This is a genomic window from Treponema bryantii (assembly GCF_900111035.1).
Classification (GTDB): domain Bacteria; phylum Spirochaetota; class Spirochaetia; order Treponematales; family Treponemataceae; genus Treponema_D; species Treponema_D bryantii_C.
On record NZ_FOFU01000005.1, the window covers coordinates 44,724 to 64,365 of the forward strand.

Below are 19,642 nucleotides of genomic sequence, written 5' to 3' on the forward strand. Positions count from 1 at the left end.
CAGGCTCTAATAATAAGCAATCATATAGCGCCCGCATTCTTCAAAACCAAGTTTCTGGTAGAGATTGAATGCGGGCGTATTTTTTTCTTTTACGAAAAGAACTGGTTTACGGCCGGCCTGTGAAGCACGGTTACAGAGTGCCTGTACAAGGGCACCTGCATAGCCGTTACGACGGTAGAGCGGGTGAGTGTAAACTCCGCCAATCTGTATACAGTTTATTCCGATAGCATTAGTGTTTGCCTTTGCTACAATGTCGCCGTCTACTGTCAGCGCAAAACACAGTTGATTTTTGAGAATCTGGCGCAGAGTGATGTCTACTTCTGCATCTGTAAGCTGACGTCCCGGAACTGCTACTTCGCCTTTCATATAATCTTTTTGCAGCGGGTGCAGAATTTCCATGTCGTGCTCGGTACAGCGGATGATTTCTTCGCCATTTTCGGTGGTTGTGCTTGTCGAAACTATCTTTTTAGAGGACCACCGGAGCATGCGGTACGGATATTTGATTTCGGGGTGGTTGAGTGGCCGCGAAGCGGTTGTATCGAGACTACCATTTATAGAATTAACTATTTCCACCAGAAACTCGGTTCCGCTTGTTTCACCACTTATGCAGCGGACCGGTTTTTTCATAAGATAAGGCAGATTTTTCAGAAGGGAGTTTTTGTCTATTAGATTTATATCTGGAATACAGTGATAGATTGTCGAATCGAGACTAAGAATACCGGCAATCTCATTTTCATTTTTCAGAAAAATAAGTTTGTCGGTTTTTCTCCGCACAAGAGAGGCAAGTGTAGTACAGGTTTCTTCGTGCGGAATTATAAACTGCTGCGCCAGAAGAAAATCTTCCGGCGTTTCAACAGGAATTAAGGTCAATTGATATGCTCCAGAGTGCCGTCCGGATAAAGAACGGTATGAGAACCATCTTCATGAGTTACAGAAACTGAAGAACAGCCAGCCATAAAAACCATTGCGAAGGCAATTGCAATCAGCAGTTTTTTCATAAGGCCTCCTAGTTTCTGAAGCTGTGGATTGGAGCCGGGATGCGGCCGCCGCGGTTGATAAAGTCTGCACAGCCGAACTTGCTTACAGGCATTACAGGGCAGCCTCCGAGAAGTCCGCCGAACTCAACCCATTCACCTGCCTTTTTGCCAGGAGCAGGAATAAGGCGGCATGCTGTAGTTTTATTGTTTACCATACCGATTGCAAATTCATCAGCGAGAATACCAGAGATTGTAGTAGCAGGAGTGTCTCCAGGAATGGCAATCATATCAAGACCTACAGAACAAACTGTAGTCATTGCTTCAAGTTTTTCAAGGCAGATAGAACCGTTCTTTGCAGCTTCAATCATACCTTCGTCTTCTGAAACTGGAATGAAGGCACCAGAAAGTCCGCCGACGTTTGTAGAAGCCATAACACCGCCTTTCTTTACCATGTCAGTAAGCATTGCGAGGGCAGCAGTAGTTCCAGGAGCACCACAACCATCAAGACCGATTTCTTCAAGGATGCGGGCAACTGAGTCGCCGACTGCAGGAGTAGGAGCAAGACTTAAATCCAGAATACCAAACTGAACGCCAAGACGTTTAGCGGCTTCACTACCTACAAGCTGACCCATACGGGTAATCTTAAAGGCCATCTTTTTAATACCATCAGCGAGTACGTTGATTGGCTGACCTTTATATTCCTTTGCTGCTGCAAGGATAACTCCAGGGCCGCTTACACCAACGTTGATTACACAATCAGCTTCTCCAGGACCATGGAATGCACCTGCCATAAACGGGTTATCTTCCGGTGCATTGCAGAATACAACGAGCTTTGCACAGCCGTTTACTTCGCAGTTTTTAGAAACCTCTGCAGTTTTTACGATTGTTTCACCCATCATCTTTACGGCATCCATATTGATACCAGATTTTGTTGATCCAACGTTTACAGATGAACATACAAAATCAGTTGAAGCAAGGGCTTCTGGAATTGAGTCAATTAAAATACGGTCTGCAGGAGTAATTCCCTTTTGAACGAGGGCAGAAAAACCACCGATAAAGTTTACGCCGAGCTCATGTGCACAGCGGTCGAGGGTTTTAATATATGGAACGTAGTTTTTAGCTTCGCTTGCACCGGCAATCAGGGCAATAGGAGTAACGGAAATACGCTTGTTGATGATTGGTACACCGAACTCCTTTTCAATATCCTGACCAGTTTTTACGAGATTCCCGGCCTTTTTCATAATCTTGTCGTAAATCTTGTCGCAGGCTCGTTTGCTGTCTGAATCAGCACAATCCAAAAGTGAAATACCCATTGTAATACAGCGGATATCCAGCTTCTGTCGCATAAACATATTAACTGTTTCCTGAATCTCTACTGGTGAAAAAATCATATTAAGCTCCTGATTTAAGGTGATTGTTAAGTATTTTAATGAAAACTGTTAATGGGGGCAAGGTAGGAAAATTAGTTGAAAAACAGGGGGGCGTTGCGGGGGTGTCCCCGCAGAGGGGGTAGCGAAGACCGCTGAGCGGGCTGAAGCGAGGGGGAGACTTCCCCCTCTTATTCTTTAAATTTACGGTCTGTTTGGACGAGCCTTAGCAGGACGCTTTGGTCTTGATGGTCTGGAAGGTCTTACTACTACAGGTCGTGGAGGTGTTGTTACTGCGTGGAAAACGCCACCGATAATACTTCCTACAACAAGTGCTCCAAGAATATCGTCTGCATCAACTGAATCTTCAACAACTACTGTCTGAACTTTTACATCAGTTGGTTTGTCTGCATAATAATCCTTTGGAACTTTCTGCTTAGCTTTTCCAATTACAGTATCATCATAGTTATCAACAAGCTTTGCGCTGATAATGTAATTTGGACCATCTGCTTCAATTTTTCCTGTACAGATGTAGTCGGCATCAGTTGATTTTGCAACTACTTCAAGAACATCTGCGCAATAAAGTGAGAACTGAACAGATTTAGAAATCTTCTTACGTTCGTTATTGCTTAATTCAGAATTGAACAGTTTTACGGCAACTGTTGCACCTTCATCATCTAAATCTTTCAAAAGTTTTTCAACAAGATCATCAAAAGGATCTGAAGCGTTAGATTTAGCAAAAGCAAATCCTGCAGAAACTGTAAATAAAATAAATAAAATAGAAAGAATCTTTTTCATAAGGTCTTATCCTCCTGGAAAAAGCTCTTAAATAAGTTTTTCAAGTCCGGCTTTTTCCGTATTCACTATTATAACACATGTGAGGAGAAAAAGTGTCACTCTATTTGTTAATCTTTATCCAGTCCCATACTGCAGGATCTTCCTGACCGATTCTCCAGAATCCCATTTTTTGTATACCGGCATTCTGATAAAGGCGGCAGAGTTCGACTACGGAATAGGCATCATTAAAATATCCGGTTACATCTACCTGAGCTGTATATTTAAAAGTCGGAATATCATTTTCGTATGTGACTTCCGGAACTTTATGCTCTGTCATAATTCGGTTTGCACCGCTGAAATACCACGCACCTGCTGTTGTTTCACTTGCCCAGGTTCTTCCATAGAAAGGAATTCCCATAATCAGTTTTTTAGGTGGAATTGCTTTCTGAGCGTATTCCATGACTTTACGGCACCAGTCAACTGATGCTACTGCGCCAGGGCGTCCGCCAGACCAGTGTTCATCGTAGGCCATAACAAAAACACGGTCACAGTATTGTGCTATTTCTGTGTAAGGATAAATATCCTCAGAAAGAAGTTTAAAGCGGGCTGGGACACAAATAGAGAACCATTTTGCTTTTCCAAGCATATAACGTAAATCTGAACAGAAGGTGATAAAGTTTTTACGGTCTCTTGCCGGTACAAGCTCGAAATCGATTTGAACTCCGTCGTATGGAGCTCCGGCTTTTACAATTGCTTTAAGAAGATTCTTTCTTGCACTGCTTCCCGGTTCAAGGATGAAATGTGTTAGTGATTTGCTGTCACAGGTGATTACGAGATGGCAGCGTGCCTTTCCTGTATTTATGCGGTTTCTGTTTGGTATACCTGTAAGTTCGCCGTAGCAGTTTACTTCGGCTGAGAAAAAGCATACGTCTGTTAATGGAATAGAATTATCATATTCATCCAGACGGCTTTGCATTACGTAACCCCAGCTTTCGCGTAAAGGAACTGGATTTCCGGTTGGCTGACGCAGGGTATAAAGGGGAACAAGAGGTTTTTCTTCTTCTTCCAGATTTACAGAAGGTTCATCGCCTTTGTAGGCATATTCAACCTCTTCTGTAGGAATTTCTGTATCAGCTTTTCCGCGGGCAGAACAGGCACAGCAAAAAACTGAGAGGACAATTAATAAGCTGATTGTTTTCTTCATAATAAAGATTATCGGCAGTATGTGCCTCTAAGTTGTGATAATTCTTTATTATAATGTAATGATTTTCCACATTGGCTCTTCATTTGGATGCAGTTCCAGGATATGTTTTTCACATGGGAGAACCTCGGAAGGGTCATGTGTAACATGGAGCATTGTTGTTGTGCCTCCATTACCAATGAGTTCCATCAGCTGAAGGATTTTTGAACGATATTGTTCATCAAGTCCATGGCAAGGTTCATCAAGAATAAGAATTTCCGGAGTTTTAACGGCTGAGCGTAGAATAAGTATAGCTCTCTGCTCACCGTAACTGAGGGAACCAAAACTTTCTGATTCACGGCCTTCAAAACCGCCGAGTGCTAGCCACTTTTTTGCTGTTGCTATTTCAAGGTCGGTAGGAGTTTCTCCATATAAACCAATACTGTCTCTGAAGCCGCTGATAATTACTGCCAGCAGGGAAGTTCCGCCGAGCATACGGTATTCAACATGCATTCTGTAAGAAACAATTCCAAGTCTTTTTTTGATATCCCAGATTGTTTCGCCTGAACCACGGCGGTTACCAAAAATACGTATATCGTTGCTGAAAACCTGCATATTATCGCCGGTAATAAGCTCGAGGAAGGTTGTTTTTCCGCTTCCGTTTGGACCGCGCACAAGCCAGTGTTCGCCGCGAACCAACTTCCAGTTAAGGTGACTGAGAACCTGGTGATCATCCCAGCCAACATTAACATCGTTCATTTCAACGAGGACTTCACGACTATCGAGGTCTTTGACGGAAGCTGTTGTATTCAGCTCCTCAAATCCATCCTTAAAATTCTGACGTTTTTCTTCTTCGTCAGCCGCTCCCTGTTTTGAACGTTCCTGTAAAAGAGCTTCATAACCAGAGCGTTCTCCACAGTAAGAAACCTTTTTATCCCGGAATTCCAGAACATGTGTGATTGCATCAGGAATCTCGTGCCAGCGTTCCATTCCAAGAATCAGCTGAGGAAATCCTTTTTTCCGTGCAATTGAATCAAAAAAGTCCAGAAGAATAGTGCGGCTCTGAACATCCAGGCCTGCAAAAGGATCGCTCAAAATCAGGAATTTTTTGCCTGAAACAAGGGCGCGGGCCAAGAGTGTACGGCGGATTTCTCCGGTAGACATATATTTGAGGCCGCGGCCCAGAATCTTCTCGATTCCGCAAAGTTTTATAGCAGGTTCGTTTTCAATATGAAATGCTGCGTCCGGCAGTGGCATACCTTTTTTGAGTTCTGGATAAAGTGCCTGTGCAATAAACACTCGTCCGGTGCGGCCATGGTCAACACCGCCTTCAAGATAATCACTTTCATCATTTTCGCGTTCTTCCTGAATAAGGCGTGCAGCCCGTTCCAGTGAAACAACATCAGTAGAATCAGAAAAGATATTGGAAAAAAGCCCCTGGTCACCATTCAAGAGAGTTTCATTAGGCGTAATTTTAAGTCCGGAGTTTCCTGCCAGCGCATTCAAAAAATCTGCCTTACCGCTTCCATTTGGACCGGTAACGAGCCAGACTTCTCCTTCATTGAGCTTCCAGGTGATATTAGGTATAAGTACGTCACGGTTATTTTCAATTCTACAGTTCTGAACAGTTATAAAGTTTTTGCACATACGAGGATTATAATCAATTTAGTTCTCAATGTGTACTGTTGCCCTAGAAGAATTAAATCATTAAAATAATCATCATGAGTACTAATAACGAATTATGCCCATGTGGTTCGGGCAAAACATACAGCGAATGCTGTGAACCAATTATCAAAGGAAAAACAAAAGCTCCAAGTGCAGAAGCATGTATGCGTGCACGCTACACTTCTTATGTAAAGCACGAAATTGATTACATCATCAATTCTTGTGAAGAAGGTGAAGGAATCGGCGAAATCGACCGCCAGGCAACAGAAGAATGGAGCAAACAGTCTCAGTGGAACGGACTTAAAATTCTTCGTACAGAAAACGGTGAAAAAGAAGACGAGCAGATTGTAGAATTCGAAGCAGATTATACACTTCACAATATGCACGATGTTCATCACGAAATTTCCCTTTTCAAGAAAGTTGGAGATGACTGGAAATATGTTGCAGGAAACGTAATTCCTACAACAGTAAAGCGTGTTGGTGCAAAGGTTGGACGTAATGATCCATGTCCTTGCGGAAGTGGTAAGAAATATAAGCAGTGTTGCGGTCGCTAGTACTTTTGTAAACGTATGGTAGTAACAGGCTTTCATTCGATAGAAGAAAAAATTCGCGCATCAAAGGGTAAGGACAAAGCATATGCTCCTGCCGGGCTTAAGCTTTATTACAGCAAGCCTGGTCCGCGCGTTAAGAAAATTCTTGCTGCTGCAAAAGAAGCAGGAATTCCTGCAATTCAGTCAGATGACAAAAAACTCGATACTCTTGTAGCTGGTCTCGATGAAACCCTGCGCGACCATCGTGGTCTTGTAATGGAAATCGAAGGCGGCGAAAAACAAACCGCCAATATAGTAGATTTTGATTCCTGGATAAAAACCCATAGCGGCGACCTTCCAGAGAATAAAAACCGCCTTATTGTTGTTATTCTGGACAGTGTTACAGATCCTCATAATGTAGGTGCAATTATCCGAAGCTGTGACCAGTTTGGAGCAGCTCTTGTTGTACTTCCAGAACACAATAGTGCCAGTGATATAGCTGGAAACGAAGTAATAGGCCGTACAAGCGCTGGAGCCAGTGCCTGGGTGCCTGTAGCAATCGTAAATAACCTTGTTCGTGCAGCAGAACAGCTCAAAAATGCAGGTTTCTGGATTTATGGAGCCGATGCTGGTGGAGAAAACTGCCGTAAAATAGAGTTCGCTCAAAAATCAGTAATTATAATGGGCAGCGAAGGAACAGGAATAGCACAGCTTCTGGAAAAACAGTGCGACACCATAGTTTCAATTCCAACCTGCGGAAAAATCGACAGCTTAAACGTTTCTGTTGCAGCAGGCGTGCTGTTATATGAGCTTAGTAAATAGTGATTATATAAATATCAGAATTATATTCATGACAAAATTGACAAAAAGTGTCATAATGTTATAATAATATAAAAGTGAGGTAACACTATGTCCAGACAAGATGAAATTGCACAAAAAGCAGTCAGAAAATCTACATTAAAATCTCTTAAGTCAAAAAAACGTTCAAGACTTAAGCAGCTTAAAATTGATTACGAAAACGCCGTTCAGCAGATAAATATTCAGTACGCAGAAGATCCAGAGCGTCTTAAGGCAAAATATGCAGCTGCAGAATATGCAAAAACAGAACGTGCCATGAAGCGTGCAGAAAAACGCATTGCAAATGAAAAACGTCTTCTGGAGCTCGCAAAGAAATCACGCCGTTTAACAGTAGGCGAGGAAATCGGAAGTTCAATCGTTCAGGGAATTGGCGTAATGCTTTTTATTGCTGCAACAGCAATTCTGGACACAATCGCAGTAGGTCAGCTTGATAGCTTTGTAAATATTACAACAGTTTTCTATTCGCTTTTCGGAGCATCAATGATTCTGATGTACCTCAGTTCAGTACTTCAGCATGCGCTTACAAACATCACAGCAAAACAGGTATTCAACCGCCTTTCACATGTTTTCTCATTCCTCATCATAGGATTTGGCTACAGTGCATATACAATTACAAAGATTCAGGGAGAAATAGGCTGGATTCTTTTCGGAATCGTATGGGGCCTTGTATTTATCGGAATCCTTTTCTACTCAATTGCCGGCGAAAAATATGACAAACTGAACGTAGCACTCTACATTCTCGCAGGTTTCTCAGGACTCTTCGTAGCAAAAAATCTTTTCGAAGTTCTTTCAGCAAAGAGTTTCAGCATGCTCGTTCTTGGAGCAGTTTTCTATCTCATAGGAATCATTTTCTACAACCTCAAGAAAATCAAGTTCATGCACCTCCTCAGCAATATCATAATGCTGTTCGGCAGCGTATATATTTTCTTCTCGTTGTTCTTCCTCGGAGCATAAATCATAAATCAGAAGGAGGGGAAAGTCTTCCCCTTCGTCCGCACTTCGTTGCGGCCTACCCTTTCTAACGGGGGCTTCGCCCCCGTAACGCCCCCATTCATATTCCTTTTATAATAAATCCCGTATAAAACAGTTTTTATTTTTATCAAACTTATATTTAAACATTCCGTTTGTATCGGCGTATTGCTCGTTTCCGCACCAAAGAGTTGTAAGGTTGTCGAGATTATAGATTACACTGTGGATTGTCAGAATATAATCGTCAGCTTTGCGGTTTGGGCGTATAGTTCGCTGAGCAATTTTCTGCAGAATCTTCATTGCAGACATTTCATCTTCAATAATTGCGTCTGTTTTGGAAAGTTCGTCATACAGAATATTGTAGCGGTCCCAGCCTACCAGAGTTTTTGTACTGTATTCCTGGTAGTAGCCTGATTGAATGATAAAGTTTGTAACCCACTGAAAATCCGATTCTGCTTCATGAGGACCAATGTGCTCATCAGCATCATTATAAGTAACGACAAGTTTTCTTAAGGCCCCTTTATTATCAGAGCCGTTTTTGCCGTATACCCATTCAAGAATCGCACTTCTGCCAGAGCGGTCTGTAATCATTATGTGAAATGAAGTTCCGGCTGAATCGTGCATATCATAAGCTTTTGCAAAATCTATAGCTTCTTCCAGGGAATCTGCATAATCCAGAATCATTCTGATAAAAGTAGTTGGAGAAAAATCAGGAAGATCTGTATTCTGATCTGTAGCAATGACATTTCTGCCATCTCCCTGATAGGTCATGTAAATTCCACAACTCACACCGGCGTCATTTATTCCGTCGAGAGGGGCATAAGGAGCAGCGAGGCAGTAAGCTTTTGAAATCAGATTATTTACATTTTTATATGCCGGAATATTTATAAAAGAAAGGTCTACAGTTGAAATTGAAGCATGACGATTTTTGTTACCTTTAATCCGGACAATACATGTATTTGTAGAATAAAGATCATAATTTCTGGCAAAAAGATGTTCTCCATTTGGCTTACGTGCAGTAAAAGAAGAACAGCCGATTTTTGAAGTTTTGATTTTAAGCTTCAAAAGCCCCTTTGTCATTTTATTCATAATGAAATCCAGTAGCTCTCTGTCATTTTTTGCACCGCCCTGAGCAAGGTAATCATCAAAATAATAATCACCATTAAATGACATTTCGTAGATTCCACATTGCAGAGAATTTTCTACGCGTGGCTTAAGAACTTTGATAGATGAAATAGCAGATATTTCATTTCTAAAGATAATACTAAATACTACTGCAGTAATCAGAACCAGCGCCAGAATTGAACTTAAAATGATACAGATGATTTTTGATACTTTTTTCATATAAAATGAACTCCTTTTGTTATTAAGACACTGTAAATTAAGATTAAATAAATTTCGTTTTTATCTCTTCAAGAACCTTCAGGTCTTCAATCGCTGCAGATAGAGGACTTAGCAGCTTTTCTTTTTTATCCAGAAAATCAACTGCATTCTGAATCATATTTGAAAAATACCCGGTTTTCTTAGGGAGATGAATGCTCCTGTCTTTCGAAAGTGAAAAGAATCCTGTGTACAGTTTTGATTCCTTGCGTCTGTAGAATTTGGCATAACCGTTACCAAGACAGATTCGGCCCTCTGTGCCAAGAATATCAAGACCAAAGCTGAAAAAGCGGCTGCGGCCACTCATACTGATTGTTACGTCTGCACAGGATGGAGTTGAAAAATGTGCGCTGAAGTTTCGAACCACATCTTTATCATCTTTGAAAATTCCAGTAACAAGAGGTTTGGAAAGTTTTTCATCCAGAAGCCAGCTGATTATATCAACAAGATGAGTTCCGTCATGAAGCAGGCTGTAGGCACCGTCGTTTTCAAACTCTTTGCCGTAAATACGCAGGCCTGAATACAATTCTCCGCGGACAGACTGCAAGGTCCCAATATTTTTCAGATAAGTCTTTGCCATATTATAGTCTGCAGCAAAGCGTCGTTCATGGTTGACCATAACCGGAACTCCGGCTTTGTCTGCGGCTTCAGCAATTTCAGCAGCCTGAGTGCTGTTTAGCGCGACTGGTTTTTCCAGAATAATAAGGCGGGGTTTTGCCTCAATAGCTGCAAGACACTCTTTCATGTGAGAGTCTTCGTTTACAGCAACAGTAATTATGTCGGGAGTTGGTATTGAGTTATACATCTCTTCGCTGGAAGAAAAGGTTTCTGCGCCTTTTACAAATTTCTTCCAATCTGCAAGATGTTCCGAGTCTGTGTCAGCAGCGGCAATCAACTTAATGCGTTTGTTGCCTAATAAGGCCATTGTATGAGAAGCAGGCTGTTCACGTTTTTTGTCAAAACCAAGAGAAAAACCAATGCGCCCTGTGCCGACCAGAGCCGCTGTGTAAATCTTAGAATTATTTTTTGAATTCAACGACATATCTTAACTATAGTCTATAATAGGTTAGAAGATTTTGAAAGTTTTTCTTATTCATTCCTGAAACCAGAAAGTGAAAATAATTGAGATAAGAAGTTCCAATAATTATCTGCGCTCTTTTTGTAGTTTTTAATATTTTTTTCTGATAAATCAAATGTGTAATTTTCATTGAATATTAAATAATTAAAAAAGTGATACACCAATTTATCAGATTCTTTTAATTCAGAATAATTAATTTTTTCTAAATCAGATTTCTTTTTCAAAAATATATATTTTTGAATTCCTATATCTAAATCCGTTAAATAATAATAAAATCTTTCTGCAAAAGATGTTGGATCTGTTCTTGTATTTCCCCAAACAAGCCATGGCCAAATATCTAATTCAAATTTTTGAATTGGTTTGTCGTAGGTTCCATAATTATATGAACCTTTATTCCAATCATTTGTAACAAGATTCCCATCTTTATCAAACACAGCTTCCTCACCTGTGTCTTTTGTATAAACCTTATTATCTTCTTCACCACGCATTTTATGAATATTATTTTCATAAGTATTTTTTAAGATGAAGTTTATTGCAGATAATCGTTCTGTTGGAATTTCAGAATCTAAATTTATGTTTAGTTTATTTAATCCATTCTTTAAGCAAATCTCGATATTTTCTTCTTTATATGAATTCTCAAAAACAGATAGAATCGTTTCTTCAGATTGCATTGAAGTTATTACCAAAGAAAAAACTATACTTAGCAAAAAAAATCTTTTTTTCATATTTATCTCCTGTATTAGAATTCAAGCCTCTTTTTTTGAAAAAGGAAGGAATCCTCATTAATTTCAATTATCATGGAACAACCAGTCTGGTCTGTAAAGCCTGTCATTCCAATTGAACCGAGTTTATCTCCTTTTTTAATCTTTTGCTTTTTTGATACTGAAATAGTTCCAAGATTGCAATATGTAACTTTAATTCCCAGTGAATTGTAATCAGCAATAATATATAATCCTTTTATATTGTCAAAACCGATATCAACAACACCTTCACCTAAACTGTAAATAATATCTCCTTCATTTCCTGGGATAAAATACTCATTTTCAGTTTTTTTTGGAATAAGGCTACCTGAATCTTCTGAAAAAAGAGAAGTGCAAAATAAAATTGTAATAGCAATAAGTAAATATTTCTTTTTCATTTTTTATCCTTTAGCACCAAATCCATTGAACCACGCTCTTTCTTCAAAAGCTTTCTTTCGAGGTATAGAAGGTTCTGATTCTGCGATTCCTACAGGTAAAATACATACGAGGTCATAATCATCTGGAACATTCAGGATGGCTGCGATTTTATCGCAGATGCGGTCAGTGTCGGTGATGTGGCCTTCGTACCAGCAGCTTTGATAGCAGAGGTCTACTATAGCAAGCAGCATATTTTCTATTGCGGCTGAATAATCCTGAACGGAAAAACATCTGTCGCGATACGCATTTATTTTTTGAGAAAGAACGCAAATCATTGCAGGTGCTGTTTCGCAAACCGGCGGCTCAATCACTGAGTTAATCTTTTTGAGAATCTCAGCGTCATCTACACAGATCAAGCTAGTGGTCTGCTTGTTACAGCCAGAAGGGGCGGCAAGTCCTGCTTCCAGAATCTTCTGAAGGTCTTCTCTTGGTACAGGCTGATTTTTATATTTTCCGCGATAACTGCGGCGAGTCATGATGATATCTATTGTATTCATTTTGTTTTCTCACTTAAAAGCGCCCCAGTGCGGGCGTCCACATAACAATTGGTTGTACCGCAGACAGCTTGACTGCCTGTCGGCTACGAACCTTTGTTATGTGTTTTTTATATCAAATTAGCATAATCTCTTTTTGCATAGAAGATACGCATTATAGAAACTATTTTTTCAACATCATCAATCAAGTATAATGCAATAAAATTCTTGTAGAAAAGAAAACGATGATATCCTTCATTCTGCAATACAGGATTATCACTCAGAGGATACATGTATGGATTTTCAGCAATATTTTCTTTTTCGTTCAGAAAGTCTACAAGAAGATTGTCTGCAGCTGTTTGATTTTTTAGCGTATCTGAAATGTAATCTACAATTTCCGACAAATCTTCTTCTGCTTTCTCCATGATTCGAACATTATAAGCCATGTTTTTCTCTAATTCTGGAAATTGCATCTTCAACGGAAGAGTATCTACCGTTTCTCATATCATCTTTAGCTTCTTCAAGTTTTCCGTATACATTTGCTAGAAAAAGGCTTTTTTCATATGTTTCCATACTCATAAGCACCATGTCACCATAACCATTTTTTGTTACAAAAATTGGTTCTTCCTCTTCATGGCAGAGAGTTGAAATTGCTGTTGTATTCTTCAAATCCCTTATTGGAACAATTCGTGGCATTTAATTCTCCTTGTGGGATTATTTTACCACGGCTTGTCTTGGTTTGTCTATAAAAAGGTGGGTTTGATCCGATGTTGACTACTAACTTTTGTTATGTGATTTTAAGTTAAACTATATTGAAAAGCTTTTTCTAATCCTTCTTTGATTTTATTTGTTATACTTTCTAAAGAATCGGATTTAGAATCATACCAGCAAAATATGGTAGATATTTCATTTGCATAAGTCGATAAGACATTTAAATTAACATATCTATACGGAGCATATTCAGGGATATCAACAATAAGTTCCCCCATACAATTTTCTAATTCAAAGATTGCTCTATAACATTTGTTGTTATCAATTAAAATTTCTTTCTTATAAGATTTCGATGGATATTTTTGCAGTTCTTCTAAAAATGATTTTTTTACGCTTTGTAAAACAGTATAAAAATCAATTTCATTGTTCATTATTTTCCTCATAATAAATTAATTTGTAATTAGAATCGTAAGGAATCTTTTTGTTGTTTCTTTTTTTCTTCTAGCGCACCAATGCGGGCGTCCACATAACAACTGGTTGTACCGCAGCGGGCTCGACCCGCTGTCGGCTACGAACCTTTGTTACACGAAAATATTTCTTCCCGAAATATTATTCCTTATATACTCTTTATAAAAAAAAAGATTTATTTTTTCAGAAGCAACGCTTCTATTTTTTTTTAACTTTACTAAGCGACGAAAGTCTCGTACCATCGCTTCCTTGTTTCGCTCTAAAGTTCAATTTTCTTTTTAATCGAGCTTGACTCGATTAAAAAATATCTATTAATTCATTATTCAGTATTTCAACAAACGAATAAACATGAATAACGAAGCAAAAAACATAAAAACTCCTATAAAAAAACGAACATCATTTCTCTTATCATACTCATTATTAATTAAAGGTTTTATAGTTGCAAGCATTAAACCAATAGAAAAAAGTAATAAACATAAAGACAAAAATAATTGATTTTTTTTGCTAAATATCATAAGAATCATCGCAATTACAACAATGATAGACCCTAACATATTTAGAATTGATTTATCTTTTGCATTAATAGTTTCATCAGGTTTTTGTTCAAGAATTAATTTTCCGTTAAAAAAATATTGTTTTATAATATCATGTATTTTATCTTCGTTATTTAATTTATAGTATTGAAAAACTTTCTTTCCAATTCTATTGGCTATAGAAACATATCCATTTTCTTTAAATATTTGAAGCCAGTTTGATTCATCAGTTTCAATACAAATATCATATTTAGATTGTTTTATAGCGTTATCAACAAATTCCTTTAACCTTGCATAGTCGAGTTTTTTATATTTCTTATTATTTATTTTTATATTCATTTTCTTTTAAAGCACCCCAGTGGGGTGTCCGTGTAACAACTGGTTGTACCGCAGGCAGCTTGACTGCCTGTCGGCTACGAACCTTTGTTATACGATTATATAAAAAGTATTGTATTTATCAGAATTTTGTCAATTTCTTAAATACAATACTTATATTATTATACTTCCAAATTTGATGAAGAATAATTATTTGAGGATTACCTGTTCAAAACCATTTCCTGTTAGAATATAGTTATGAGTTCCATCGCCTAAATGAAAATCACTTTTAAAAGAAAGTTCATCAAAATATGGAGTTAAATATAAATGCACTCTATTTGCACTTTTTATTATATCAAATACAGAATCAGAGCTTTCTATCCAATTGTTATTGTAAAATTCAAAATATGAAATTCCAACTTTTAACCATTTATCATTTTGTTGTTCAGAAAGTTTATTGCCTTGTGGAAGAGCATAATAAAGTAAAATTACTTTTCCATTTTCTAAATAATGAATTATAGAAAGATTATCCCAATCTTTTGGTGGCTTTATTTTATTATTTATCATATTTGTATACTCATCTACTTCATAAGGAATATCGTCAGCTATATAATTATATGAGTTATATGAATATGGCAAAAAAGTCATTTCTGAAATACAGGTATCTGTATATTTTGTTCCTTTATAGATGGAATGGATTTTAATTATTAACTCTGTGCAATTTTCAAAATGTATATAATTGAAATATTGTGGTTTATAGGTATCTCTAAGTTTACAATAATAAACATTTCCTTTTCCATCATGTATAGAAATGAGTTCAACCCTATTATTATTGTAATAATGTTTTAATTCTCCATAGCCATTACGAATGACCAATGCGTCAATATCAATAGGGGATTCATAACTATAGGTAATTTCTGTATCAATTCCATCTCCGGGTTCTCCCTCAACCCAACTTTTCCAAGAACCATCACAAAGATTATTTGGAGAATAAAAATCAACAGACTTATTTTTTTCGATTAAAATTGAAGATGATGTTATTTTACTTGGTAAATATTTATTTATATCAAAAGTTTCTAAGCCACAATTACAATCGATCCCATGGGCTATTAACCTATAACAAATTACAAATACAAACAGCGATGAAACAAATACTTTTTTCATTTTTTTCTCCTAAGCACCCCAGTGCGGGTGTCCGTATAACTACGCACTTAAACGGTGGCGGGCTTGACCCGACATCCGATTTGAAGTGCATGTTATACGTTTACTTAAAATATATGAAGTTATTCTTCATCATAAATTCCAATATATTTGACAATCTTATACTTTCCTTCAATTTCTTTTATGGCAAAACTCACATAATTAATTGGATGCGAATACATTAGTTCAACTAAAATAGTATCTTTTTCATATTTGTCGATATCATCATTGAAAAAAGTATTTACGTAAATTTCAAAGGGGGCATTTTGATATTTCAAATCACTATAATCAATTAAAAAAGATTCCAAATATTTTTCTCTATTAATATCTGTAATGAAATATGTATCTAATAAAGTATTAAAACTTTTTTGTCCAAGAAAGGAGTAAAAACCAATTAGAATTTCGCGAATTTTATTTTCTTCAATTTTATCCAAAGGTTTTCTATTTAATTTCTGTTTTTTTTCTTTTAAACAATTTTCTACAATATCATAATCCGTAAGTTTTACATATTTATTTTGATCAAAATAAGAAGAGTTATATTCTGAAATATTGTCTATTGGCATAGTTGAATAAGTTTCATAATCATAAAATTTTTTTTCATCAGCATTATAATGAATTCCATTTGTTGATTTAGTAAATCCCCAAAACACAATATCATTTTCTATGAAATTTATTCTAAAACAGGATAAATTTGATGATATATACTCTTTTGTTAGTTCATTTTTTGTTAAATAACAACCAACATGATTTTCATAAAACTTTTTTTCTTCTTCTGAAAATTTAGAAACATCATAAGTATATTTTTTTACATTGTCTAAATTTATTATTTCAGGAAATTCATAATGAAAATCCTTAAAAATTGATTCTATAATTGTATTTATTTTAAAATCATATACAAATTCTGGTGAACCAAATTGATTTTTTTCATCCTTTTTTTCCTTAAGTTTACGATTTTCTGTTTCCAGTTTTTGTATAGAATTAAATAATTTTTTATTTTCTTTTTCTATTGATTCATTTTTTTTCATTAATTCATCAATTTCTTTTGAATTACATCCTATAAAAACAATACTTAAACAAAAGATTGTTAAAACATTTTTTAATTTCATTTTTCCTTCCTTTTTATCCAGCCCAGTGGGCTGTGCGTATAACAACTGGTTGTACCGCAGCGGGCTTGACCCGCTGTCGGCTACGAACCTTTGTTATGACAAATTATATTTCTTATACAGAATCAGATTTCTTAAATCATTTTTTTTTTATGAAGATTCTGTACAACCATTAGAAGCGTATGCCTCTATTATTATACTTTTCCTAAGCGGCGTAAAGCCGCGTACTATCGCTTCTTCGTCCAAGCCCTAAAGTTTAATTTTATTTTTTAATCGAGCTTGACTCGATTAAAAAATATACCATGTTAATTAATTTCAAAGTAATCGGTTCTTTGTTCAACCCACCTTAATTTTATTTTAGCCATATTTACTGATTTTATATTATAGGTATATTCTTTAACTATAATTTCCCCGTCATTTTTTAAGTAATAATCATAGATTATAAAATCAATATCAGACAATCCATCTTCATATGAATTTATTATATCTCTACCAACCGCAATAATTCTGTTGTCTCTTACCCAGCAAAATGAATCTATTCCTTTTGAACTCCCGAAAAAATCTATGAAAAGTAAATTTTCATTTTTATCAAATATTCCGAAAGCTGAGTCAGGTTCTCCATAAATTGAATATTTGCCACTTTTATTCTTTTCAAGAGAAGCATAGATATCATAATATGCAAATTCGTTTCCAAAGTAATTCCATTTTTTTAATACTGGATATAAACGGTTTTTATATGATATTGGTGAATCCTGATTAAGAATGGAACGTTCTTCTGAAAACTTAAAGTTTTCGATTTTTGCATTTTTATCAATTGATTGAATTTCTGATATCCACCATTTTAATTCCGGTGGAAACGGAAATTCCTGAGCGAAAAGATTAATATTCAAAAACCCAATTAATAATATTATAAAAAGTTTTTTCATATATTTTTTCTAAAAAGGGCAGGCCAGTGAGCCTGTCGTCATAACAATTGCTTAAACCGCAAACCGGTTTGACCGGTTTGTCGGCTTTGAAGCTTTGTTAGGTTTTGTTACCATAATATCGAGATAATTTTGAAATTATTATTTCTTCAAAATTTCTTCGGCCATCGATTATTGTGTGAACAATTATCGTATTACCTGAGATTTCATAAACAATTCTATAATATTCTTGAATCAATTCTCTATATTTTGTTATTCCCTGTCGTTCCAATTCGGGAACTGTTCTTCCGCTTTTAGGATGTTTCTGAAGGGACATTACATTTTCTTCAAACTCAGAAATTATTCTTTCAACGTAATTTGGACTTCGAGAATAATGATAAGCAGCAATTTCATCCAAATCTGCTTCGGCAAATTCTGAAATTATAATTTCTTCAATTTTTTCATCTTCCAAGATTGTACTTCCTTCTTAGATTAGAAAAAACTTCTTTTGCAGGTTTTGTTCTTCCAGCCTGTACATCCATTTCAGAGAATTGAATGATTTTTAACAGATTGAATGCATCTTTCATTTCCTGATAAGATTCAACATCAATTAATACTGCCCGTGATTCACCATTTTGTGTAATGATTAACGGTTCTTTTTTGTCATTTACAAAATTCATCATGTCAGCGGCATTTGTTTTTATATAGGAAATCGGTTTAATACATTCCTGAACATTTGTAATCATAAAAACCTCCAGTCTTTATATGATACTATATTAAGACTGATTTAACAAGAAAAAAGTAACTTTCCGTACAGATAAACCTAACAGACTATATCTTTATACAATTCAAATCTAAGACTAACCGAATAGACAAATTCACCATTATCTATCATCTGCTGGATTTCTTCCGGACTGCTCCATTTTGCATCTATAGTTTCTCCCGGCTGCAGGCGGATATCTTTAAGGTCAACATCTTTACATACCAGAAATAAATCCAGAAAATAGTTTTTCTTTTGATAAGTTGCAAAAAGCTTTAATTCTGATTCATCAATCTTAATGCCGGTTTCTTCTTCCAGCTCTCTAACAGCAGACTGTTTTGTAGTTTCGCCGGCAAGTGTACCACCTCCGGAAAATTCCCAAAGATTACCGCTTTTTTTATCGGGGTGCCTTTTTGTTATTAAAAATTTGCCCTCAGAGTTCTTTACCCAAATTTCAGCACAAACATAAAACTCTCCTTCTGAAAAAGGCTGCCCTCGTTCATGAGTTTTATTTAGTGGATTTCGCTGACTATCATATAAATCCCAAAGTTCCACTTTTTCCTCCATCTACTTTTTCTAAAAAACATAAGTGGCGCAGTGCGCCATCAACCTAACAACTGGTTGTACCGCAGGCAGCTTGACTGCCTGTCGGCTACGAACCTTTGTTATGTGATTTACTTAATAAACGCAACTTCCAGATGTTTCTTTTCTTTTACACAATCCAACAGATAATAATTGATTATATTCTGATACGGCATACCTGTTTCTTCTGCCATATTCTTAAAATATTCAATTACCTGATCGTCAAGGCGAATTGTTATTTGTTTCTTGAGTCTGTCTGCATAAGGATTTTTGATTCCTTTTGAAAAATCGTAATTGTCTCTCATGTTATTTTCCTCCATATTGTGCGGCTTCAAGTGTATTCGCTCTTCGGGCCGAAATAATTCTAATTCTGTCATTTTCTCTGTAACAATGGCAGACAACCAGCATATGTAACTCGGAACTTAAGCCAAGCATTACAAACCTGTCTTCGTCCATACTTGAATGATCCGGATCAGCAATTAAGATAGCGTTTTCATCATAAAAAACACTTTTTGCTTCCTCGAAAGTTACTTTGTGTTTTGTATAGTTTAATTCAGCTTTTACAGGATCCCATTCAAAGATTAATTCATCCATAATTATATTATAATTATAGTTTTTCAGAATCGTCAAGCATAA

At 36.5% G+C, this 19,642-nt stretch carries 26 protein-coding genes; 3 read left to right on the top strand and 23 right to left on the bottom strand.

Translation table 11 applies throughout. The annotated features are described in order from the left end of the window. Nucleotides 1–6: 6 nt before the first annotated feature. The 6 genes from BMY21_RS10030 to BMY21_RS10050 all read right to left on the bottom strand — a co-directional run bounded on the left by BMY21_RS10030 (nt 7) and on the right by BMY21_RS10050 (nt 5,948). Nucleotides 7–870, bottom strand: a complete 864-nt coding sequence (locus BMY21_RS10030) for a GNAT family N-acetyltransferase (RefSeq protein WP_074643659.1) — start codon at nt 868–870, stop codon at nt 7–9. Continuing rightward, nucleotides 867–998 carry a hypothetical protein gene (locus BMY21_RS16080; RefSeq protein WP_256210377.1) on the bottom strand — a complete coding sequence of 44 codons (132 nt, stop codon included), beginning with the start codon at nt 996–998 and terminating at the stop codon, nt 867–869. Before BMY21_RS16080 ends, BMY21_RS10030 begins: the two co-directional genes overlap by 4 nt. Nucleotides 999–1,006: 8 nt before the next feature. Next, on the bottom strand, nt 1,007–2,368 hold the full coding sequence (locus BMY21_RS10035; protein WP_074643662.1) for a PFL family protein: 1,362 nt from the start codon (nt 2,366–2,368) through the stop codon (nt 1,007–1,009). Nucleotides 2,369–2,548: 180 nt separating this feature from the next. Beyond that, the gene (locus BMY21_RS10040) at nt 2,549–3,142 is read right to left on the bottom strand and encodes a hypothetical protein (protein WP_074643664.1); all 594 of its coding nucleotides are present in this window, start codon (nt 3,140–3,142) and stop codon (nt 2,549–2,551) included. Nucleotides 3,143–3,242: 100 nt separating this feature from the next. Then, the gene (locus tag BMY21_RS10045) at nt 3,243–4,325 is read right to left on the bottom strand and encodes a glycosyl hydrolase family 18 protein (protein WP_074643667.1); all 1,083 of its coding nucleotides are present in this window, start codon (nt 4,323–4,325) and stop codon (nt 3,243–3,245) included. 48 nt (nt 4,326–4,373) lie between these two features. Then, the gene (locus tag BMY21_RS10050; RefSeq protein WP_074643669.1) at nt 4,374–5,948 is read right to left on the bottom strand and encodes an ATP-binding cassette domain-containing protein; all 1,575 of its coding nucleotides are present in this window, start codon (nt 5,946–5,948) and stop codon (nt 4,374–4,376) included. 74 nt (nt 5,949–6,022) lie between these two features. On the opposite strand from BMY21_RS10050, the gene BMY21_RS10055 reads away from it, so the two are divergent. The 3 genes from BMY21_RS10055 to trhA all read left to right on the top strand — a co-directional run bounded on the left by BMY21_RS10055 (nt 6,023) and on the right by trhA (nt 8,308). Next, entirely contained in the window at nt 6,023–6,520 is a 498-nt protein-coding gene (locus BMY21_RS10055) for a YchJ family protein (RefSeq protein WP_074643671.1), read from the top strand. A gap of 15 nt (nt 6,521–6,535) precedes the next feature. Then, nucleotides 6,536–7,318: a 23S rRNA (guanosine(2251)-2'-O)-methyltransferase RlmB gene (gene rlmB, locus BMY21_RS10060; protein ID WP_074643673.1), complete on the top strand. Its 783-nt coding sequence runs from the start codon at nt 6,536–6,538 to the stop codon at nt 7,316–7,318. Between the two features lie 87 nt (nt 7,319–7,405). After that, nucleotides 7,406–8,308 carry a PAQR family membrane homeostasis protein TrhA gene (gene trhA, locus BMY21_RS10065; protein WP_074643674.1) on the top strand — a complete coding sequence of 301 codons (903 nt, stop codon included), beginning with the start codon at nt 7,406–7,408 and terminating at the stop codon, nt 8,306–8,308. 108 nt (nt 8,309–8,416) lie between these two features. Here trhA and BMY21_RS10070 read toward each other — a convergent pair whose 3' ends face one another. The 17 genes from BMY21_RS10070 to BMY21_RS10150 all read right to left on the bottom strand — a co-directional run bounded on the left by BMY21_RS10070 (nt 8,417) and on the right by BMY21_RS10150 (nt 19,600). Continuing rightward, on the bottom strand, nt 8,417–9,667 hold the full coding sequence (locus tag BMY21_RS10070; RefSeq protein WP_074643677.1) for a carcinine hydrolase/isopenicillin-N N-acyltransferase family protein: 1,251 nt from the start codon (nt 9,665–9,667) through the stop codon (nt 8,417–8,419). Between the two features lie 43 nt (nt 9,668–9,710). Then, nucleotides 9,711–10,745 carry a Gfo/Idh/MocA family protein gene (locus BMY21_RS10075; protein ID WP_074643680.1) on the bottom strand — a complete coding sequence of 345 codons (1,035 nt, stop codon included), beginning with the start codon at nt 10,743–10,745 and terminating at the stop codon, nt 9,711–9,713. Between the two features lie 47 nt (nt 10,746–10,792). After that, nucleotides 10,793–11,506, bottom strand: coding sequence for a hypothetical protein (locus BMY21_RS10080; protein ID WP_074643683.1), 714 nt, complete (start codon nt 11,504–11,506; stop codon nt 10,793–10,795). 14 nt (nt 11,507–11,520) lie between these two features. Then, nucleotides 11,521–11,919, bottom strand: coding sequence for a peptidoglycan DD-metalloendopeptidase family protein (locus BMY21_RS10085; RefSeq protein WP_074643685.1), 399 nt, complete (start codon nt 11,917–11,919; stop codon nt 11,521–11,523). Between the two features lie 3 nt (nt 11,920–11,922). After that, the gene (locus BMY21_RS10090) at nt 11,923–12,456 is read right to left on the bottom strand and encodes a nitroreductase family protein (RefSeq protein WP_074643688.1); all 534 of its coding nucleotides are present in this window, start codon (nt 12,454–12,456) and stop codon (nt 11,923–11,925) included. Nucleotides 12,457–12,563: 107 nt separating this feature from the next. Beyond that, nucleotides 12,564–12,878 carry a type II toxin-antitoxin system RelE/ParE family toxin gene (locus tag BMY21_RS10095; RefSeq protein ID WP_074643690.1) on the bottom strand — a complete coding sequence of 105 codons (315 nt, stop codon included), beginning with the start codon at nt 12,876–12,878 and terminating at the stop codon, nt 12,564–12,566. Then, nucleotides 12,868–13,128 carry a type II toxin-antitoxin system Phd/YefM family antitoxin gene (locus BMY21_RS10100; RefSeq protein WP_074643693.1) on the bottom strand — a complete coding sequence of 87 codons (261 nt, stop codon included), beginning with the start codon at nt 13,126–13,128 and terminating at the stop codon, nt 12,868–12,870. The genes BMY21_RS10095 and BMY21_RS10100 overlap by 11 nt, the downstream gene beginning before the upstream one ends. Nucleotides 13,129–13,229: 101 nt before the next feature. Then, nucleotides 13,230–13,574: a hypothetical protein gene (locus BMY21_RS10105; protein ID WP_074643695.1), complete on the bottom strand. Its 345-nt coding sequence runs from the start codon at nt 13,572–13,574 to the stop codon at nt 13,230–13,232. A gap of 360 nt (nt 13,575–13,934) precedes the next feature. Next, nucleotides 13,935–14,483 carry a hypothetical protein gene (locus tag BMY21_RS10110; protein WP_074643698.1) on the bottom strand — a complete coding sequence of 183 codons (549 nt, stop codon included), beginning with the start codon at nt 14,481–14,483 and terminating at the stop codon, nt 13,935–13,937. 186 nt (nt 14,484–14,669) lie between these two features. After that, the gene (locus BMY21_RS10115; protein ID WP_074643700.1) at nt 14,670–15,623 is read right to left on the bottom strand and encodes an NADase-type glycan-binding domain-containing protein; all 954 of its coding nucleotides are present in this window, start codon (nt 15,621–15,623) and stop codon (nt 14,670–14,672) included. 119 nt (nt 15,624–15,742) lie between these two features. After that, nucleotides 15,743–16,765, bottom strand: coding sequence for a hypothetical protein (locus BMY21_RS10120; protein WP_074643703.1), 1,023 nt, complete (start codon nt 16,763–16,765; stop codon nt 15,743–15,745). A gap of 302 nt (nt 16,766–17,067) precedes the next feature. Beyond that, nucleotides 17,068–17,688: a hypothetical protein gene (locus tag BMY21_RS10125; RefSeq protein ID WP_074643705.1), complete on the bottom strand. Its 621-nt coding sequence runs from the start codon at nt 17,686–17,688 to the stop codon at nt 17,068–17,070. 97 nt (nt 17,689–17,785) lie between these two features. After that, nucleotides 17,786–18,136, bottom strand: a complete 351-nt coding sequence (locus BMY21_RS10130) for a type II toxin-antitoxin system RelE/ParE family toxin (RefSeq protein WP_074643708.1) — start codon at nt 18,134–18,136, stop codon at nt 17,786–17,788. Then, nucleotides 18,126–18,410, bottom strand: coding sequence for a type II toxin-antitoxin system Phd/YefM family antitoxin (locus BMY21_RS10135; protein ID WP_074643711.1), 285 nt, complete (start codon nt 18,408–18,410; stop codon nt 18,126–18,128). The genes BMY21_RS10130 and BMY21_RS10135 overlap by 11 nt, the downstream gene beginning before the upstream one ends. 77 nt (nt 18,411–18,487) lie before the next feature. Continuing rightward, nucleotides 18,488–18,979 carry an NUDIX hydrolase gene (locus BMY21_RS10140; protein ID WP_074643713.1) on the bottom strand — a complete coding sequence of 164 codons (492 nt, stop codon included), beginning with the start codon at nt 18,977–18,979 and terminating at the stop codon, nt 18,488–18,490. A 119-nt stretch (nt 18,980–19,098) separates the two neighbouring features. Beyond that, nucleotides 19,099–19,311 carry a BrnA antitoxin family protein gene (locus BMY21_RS10145; protein WP_256210380.1) on the bottom strand — a complete coding sequence of 71 codons (213 nt, stop codon included), beginning with the start codon at nt 19,309–19,311 and terminating at the stop codon, nt 19,099–19,101. A 1-nt stretch (nt 19,312) separates the two neighbouring features. Next, a complete protein-coding gene (locus BMY21_RS10150; RefSeq protein ID WP_074643719.1) occupies nt 19,313–19,600 on the bottom strand; it encodes a BrnT family toxin in 288 nt (95 codons plus the stop codon). Nucleotides 19,601–19,642 lie beyond the last annotated feature (42 nt).

What these genes read in the sequence shown, in the direction of transcription:
- BMY21_RS16080 (WP_256210377.1), bottom strand. Translation starts at nt 998, where the DNA reads ATGAAAAAACTGCTGATTGCAATTGCCTTCGCAATGGTTTTTATGGCT.
- BMY21_RS10035 (WP_074643662.1), bottom strand. Translation starts at nt 2,368, where the DNA reads ATGATTTTTTCACCAGTAGAGATTCAGGAAACAGTTAATATGTTTATG.
- BMY21_RS10040 (WP_074643664.1), bottom strand. Translation starts at nt 3,142, where the DNA reads ATGAAAAAGATTCTTTCTATTTTATTTATTTTATTTACAGTTTCTGCA.
- BMY21_RS10045 (WP_074643667.1), bottom strand. Translation starts at nt 4,325, where the DNA reads ATGAAGAAAACAATCAGCTTATTAATTGTCCTCTCAGTTTTTTGCTGT.
- BMY21_RS10050 (WP_074643669.1), bottom strand. Translation starts at nt 5,948, where the DNA reads ATGTGCAAAAACTTTATAACTGTTCAGAACTGTAGAATTGAAAATAAC.
- BMY21_RS10055 (WP_074643671.1), top strand. Translation starts at nt 6,023, where the DNA reads ATGAGTACTAATAACGAATTATGCCCATGTGGTTCGGGCAAAACATAC.
- rlmB (WP_074643673.1), top strand. Translation starts at nt 6,536, where the DNA reads ATGGTAGTAACAGGCTTTCATTCGATAGAAGAAAAAATTCGCGCATCA.
- trhA (WP_074643674.1), top strand. Translation starts at nt 7,406, where the DNA reads ATGTCCAGACAAGATGAAATTGCACAAAAAGCAGTCAGAAAATCTACA.
- BMY21_RS10070 (WP_074643677.1), bottom strand. Translation starts at nt 9,667, where the DNA reads ATGAAAAAAGTATCAAAAATCATCTGTATCATTTTAAGTTCAATTCTG.
- BMY21_RS10075 (WP_074643680.1), bottom strand. Translation starts at nt 10,745, where the DNA reads ATGTCGTTGAATTCAAAAAATAATTCTAAGATTTACACAGCGGCTCTG.
- BMY21_RS10080 (WP_074643683.1), bottom strand. Translation starts at nt 11,506, where the DNA reads ATGAAAAAAAGATTTTTTTTGCTAAGTATAGTTTTTTCTTTGGTAATA.
- BMY21_RS10085 (WP_074643685.1), bottom strand. Translation starts at nt 11,919, where the DNA reads ATGAAAAAGAAATATTTACTTATTGCTATTACAATTTTATTTTGCACT.
- BMY21_RS10090 (WP_074643688.1), bottom strand. Translation starts at nt 12,456, where the DNA reads ATGAATACAATAGATATCATCATGACTCGCCGCAGTTATCGCGGAAAA.
- BMY21_RS10095 (WP_074643690.1), bottom strand. Translation starts at nt 12,878, where the DNA reads ATGGCTTATAATGTTCGAATCATGGAGAAAGCAGAAGAAGATTTGTCG.
- BMY21_RS10100 (WP_074643693.1), bottom strand. Translation starts at nt 13,128, where the DNA reads ATGCCACGAATTGTTCCAATAAGGGATTTGAAGAATACAACAGCAATT.
- BMY21_RS10105 (WP_074643695.1), bottom strand. Translation starts at nt 13,574, where the DNA reads ATGAACAATGAAATTGATTTTTATACTGTTTTACAAAGCGTAAAAAAA.
- BMY21_RS10110 (WP_074643698.1), bottom strand. Translation starts at nt 14,483, where the DNA reads ATGAATATAAAAATAAATAATAAGAAATATAAAAAACTCGACTATGCA.
- BMY21_RS10115 (WP_074643700.1), bottom strand. Translation starts at nt 15,623, where the DNA reads ATGAAAAAAGTATTTGTTTCATCGCTGTTTGTATTTGTAATTTGTTAT.
- BMY21_RS10120 (WP_074643703.1), bottom strand. Translation starts at nt 16,765, where the DNA reads ATGAAATTAAAAAATGTTTTAACAATCTTTTGTTTAAGTATTGTTTTT.
- BMY21_RS10125 (WP_074643705.1), bottom strand. Translation starts at nt 17,688, where the DNA reads ATGAAAAAACTTTTTATAATATTATTAATTGGGTTTTTGAATATTAAT.
- BMY21_RS10135 (WP_074643711.1), bottom strand. Translation starts at nt 18,410, where the DNA reads ATGATTACAAATGTTCAGGAATGTATTAAACCGATTTCCTATATAAAA.
- BMY21_RS10145 (WP_256210380.1), bottom strand. Translation starts at nt 19,311, where the DNA reads ATGAGAGACAATTACGATTTTTCAAAAGGAATCAAAAATCCTTATGCA.
- BMY21_RS10150 (WP_074643719.1), bottom strand. Translation starts at nt 19,600, where the DNA reads ATGGATGAATTAATCTTTGAATGGGATCCTGTAAAAGCTGAATTAAAC.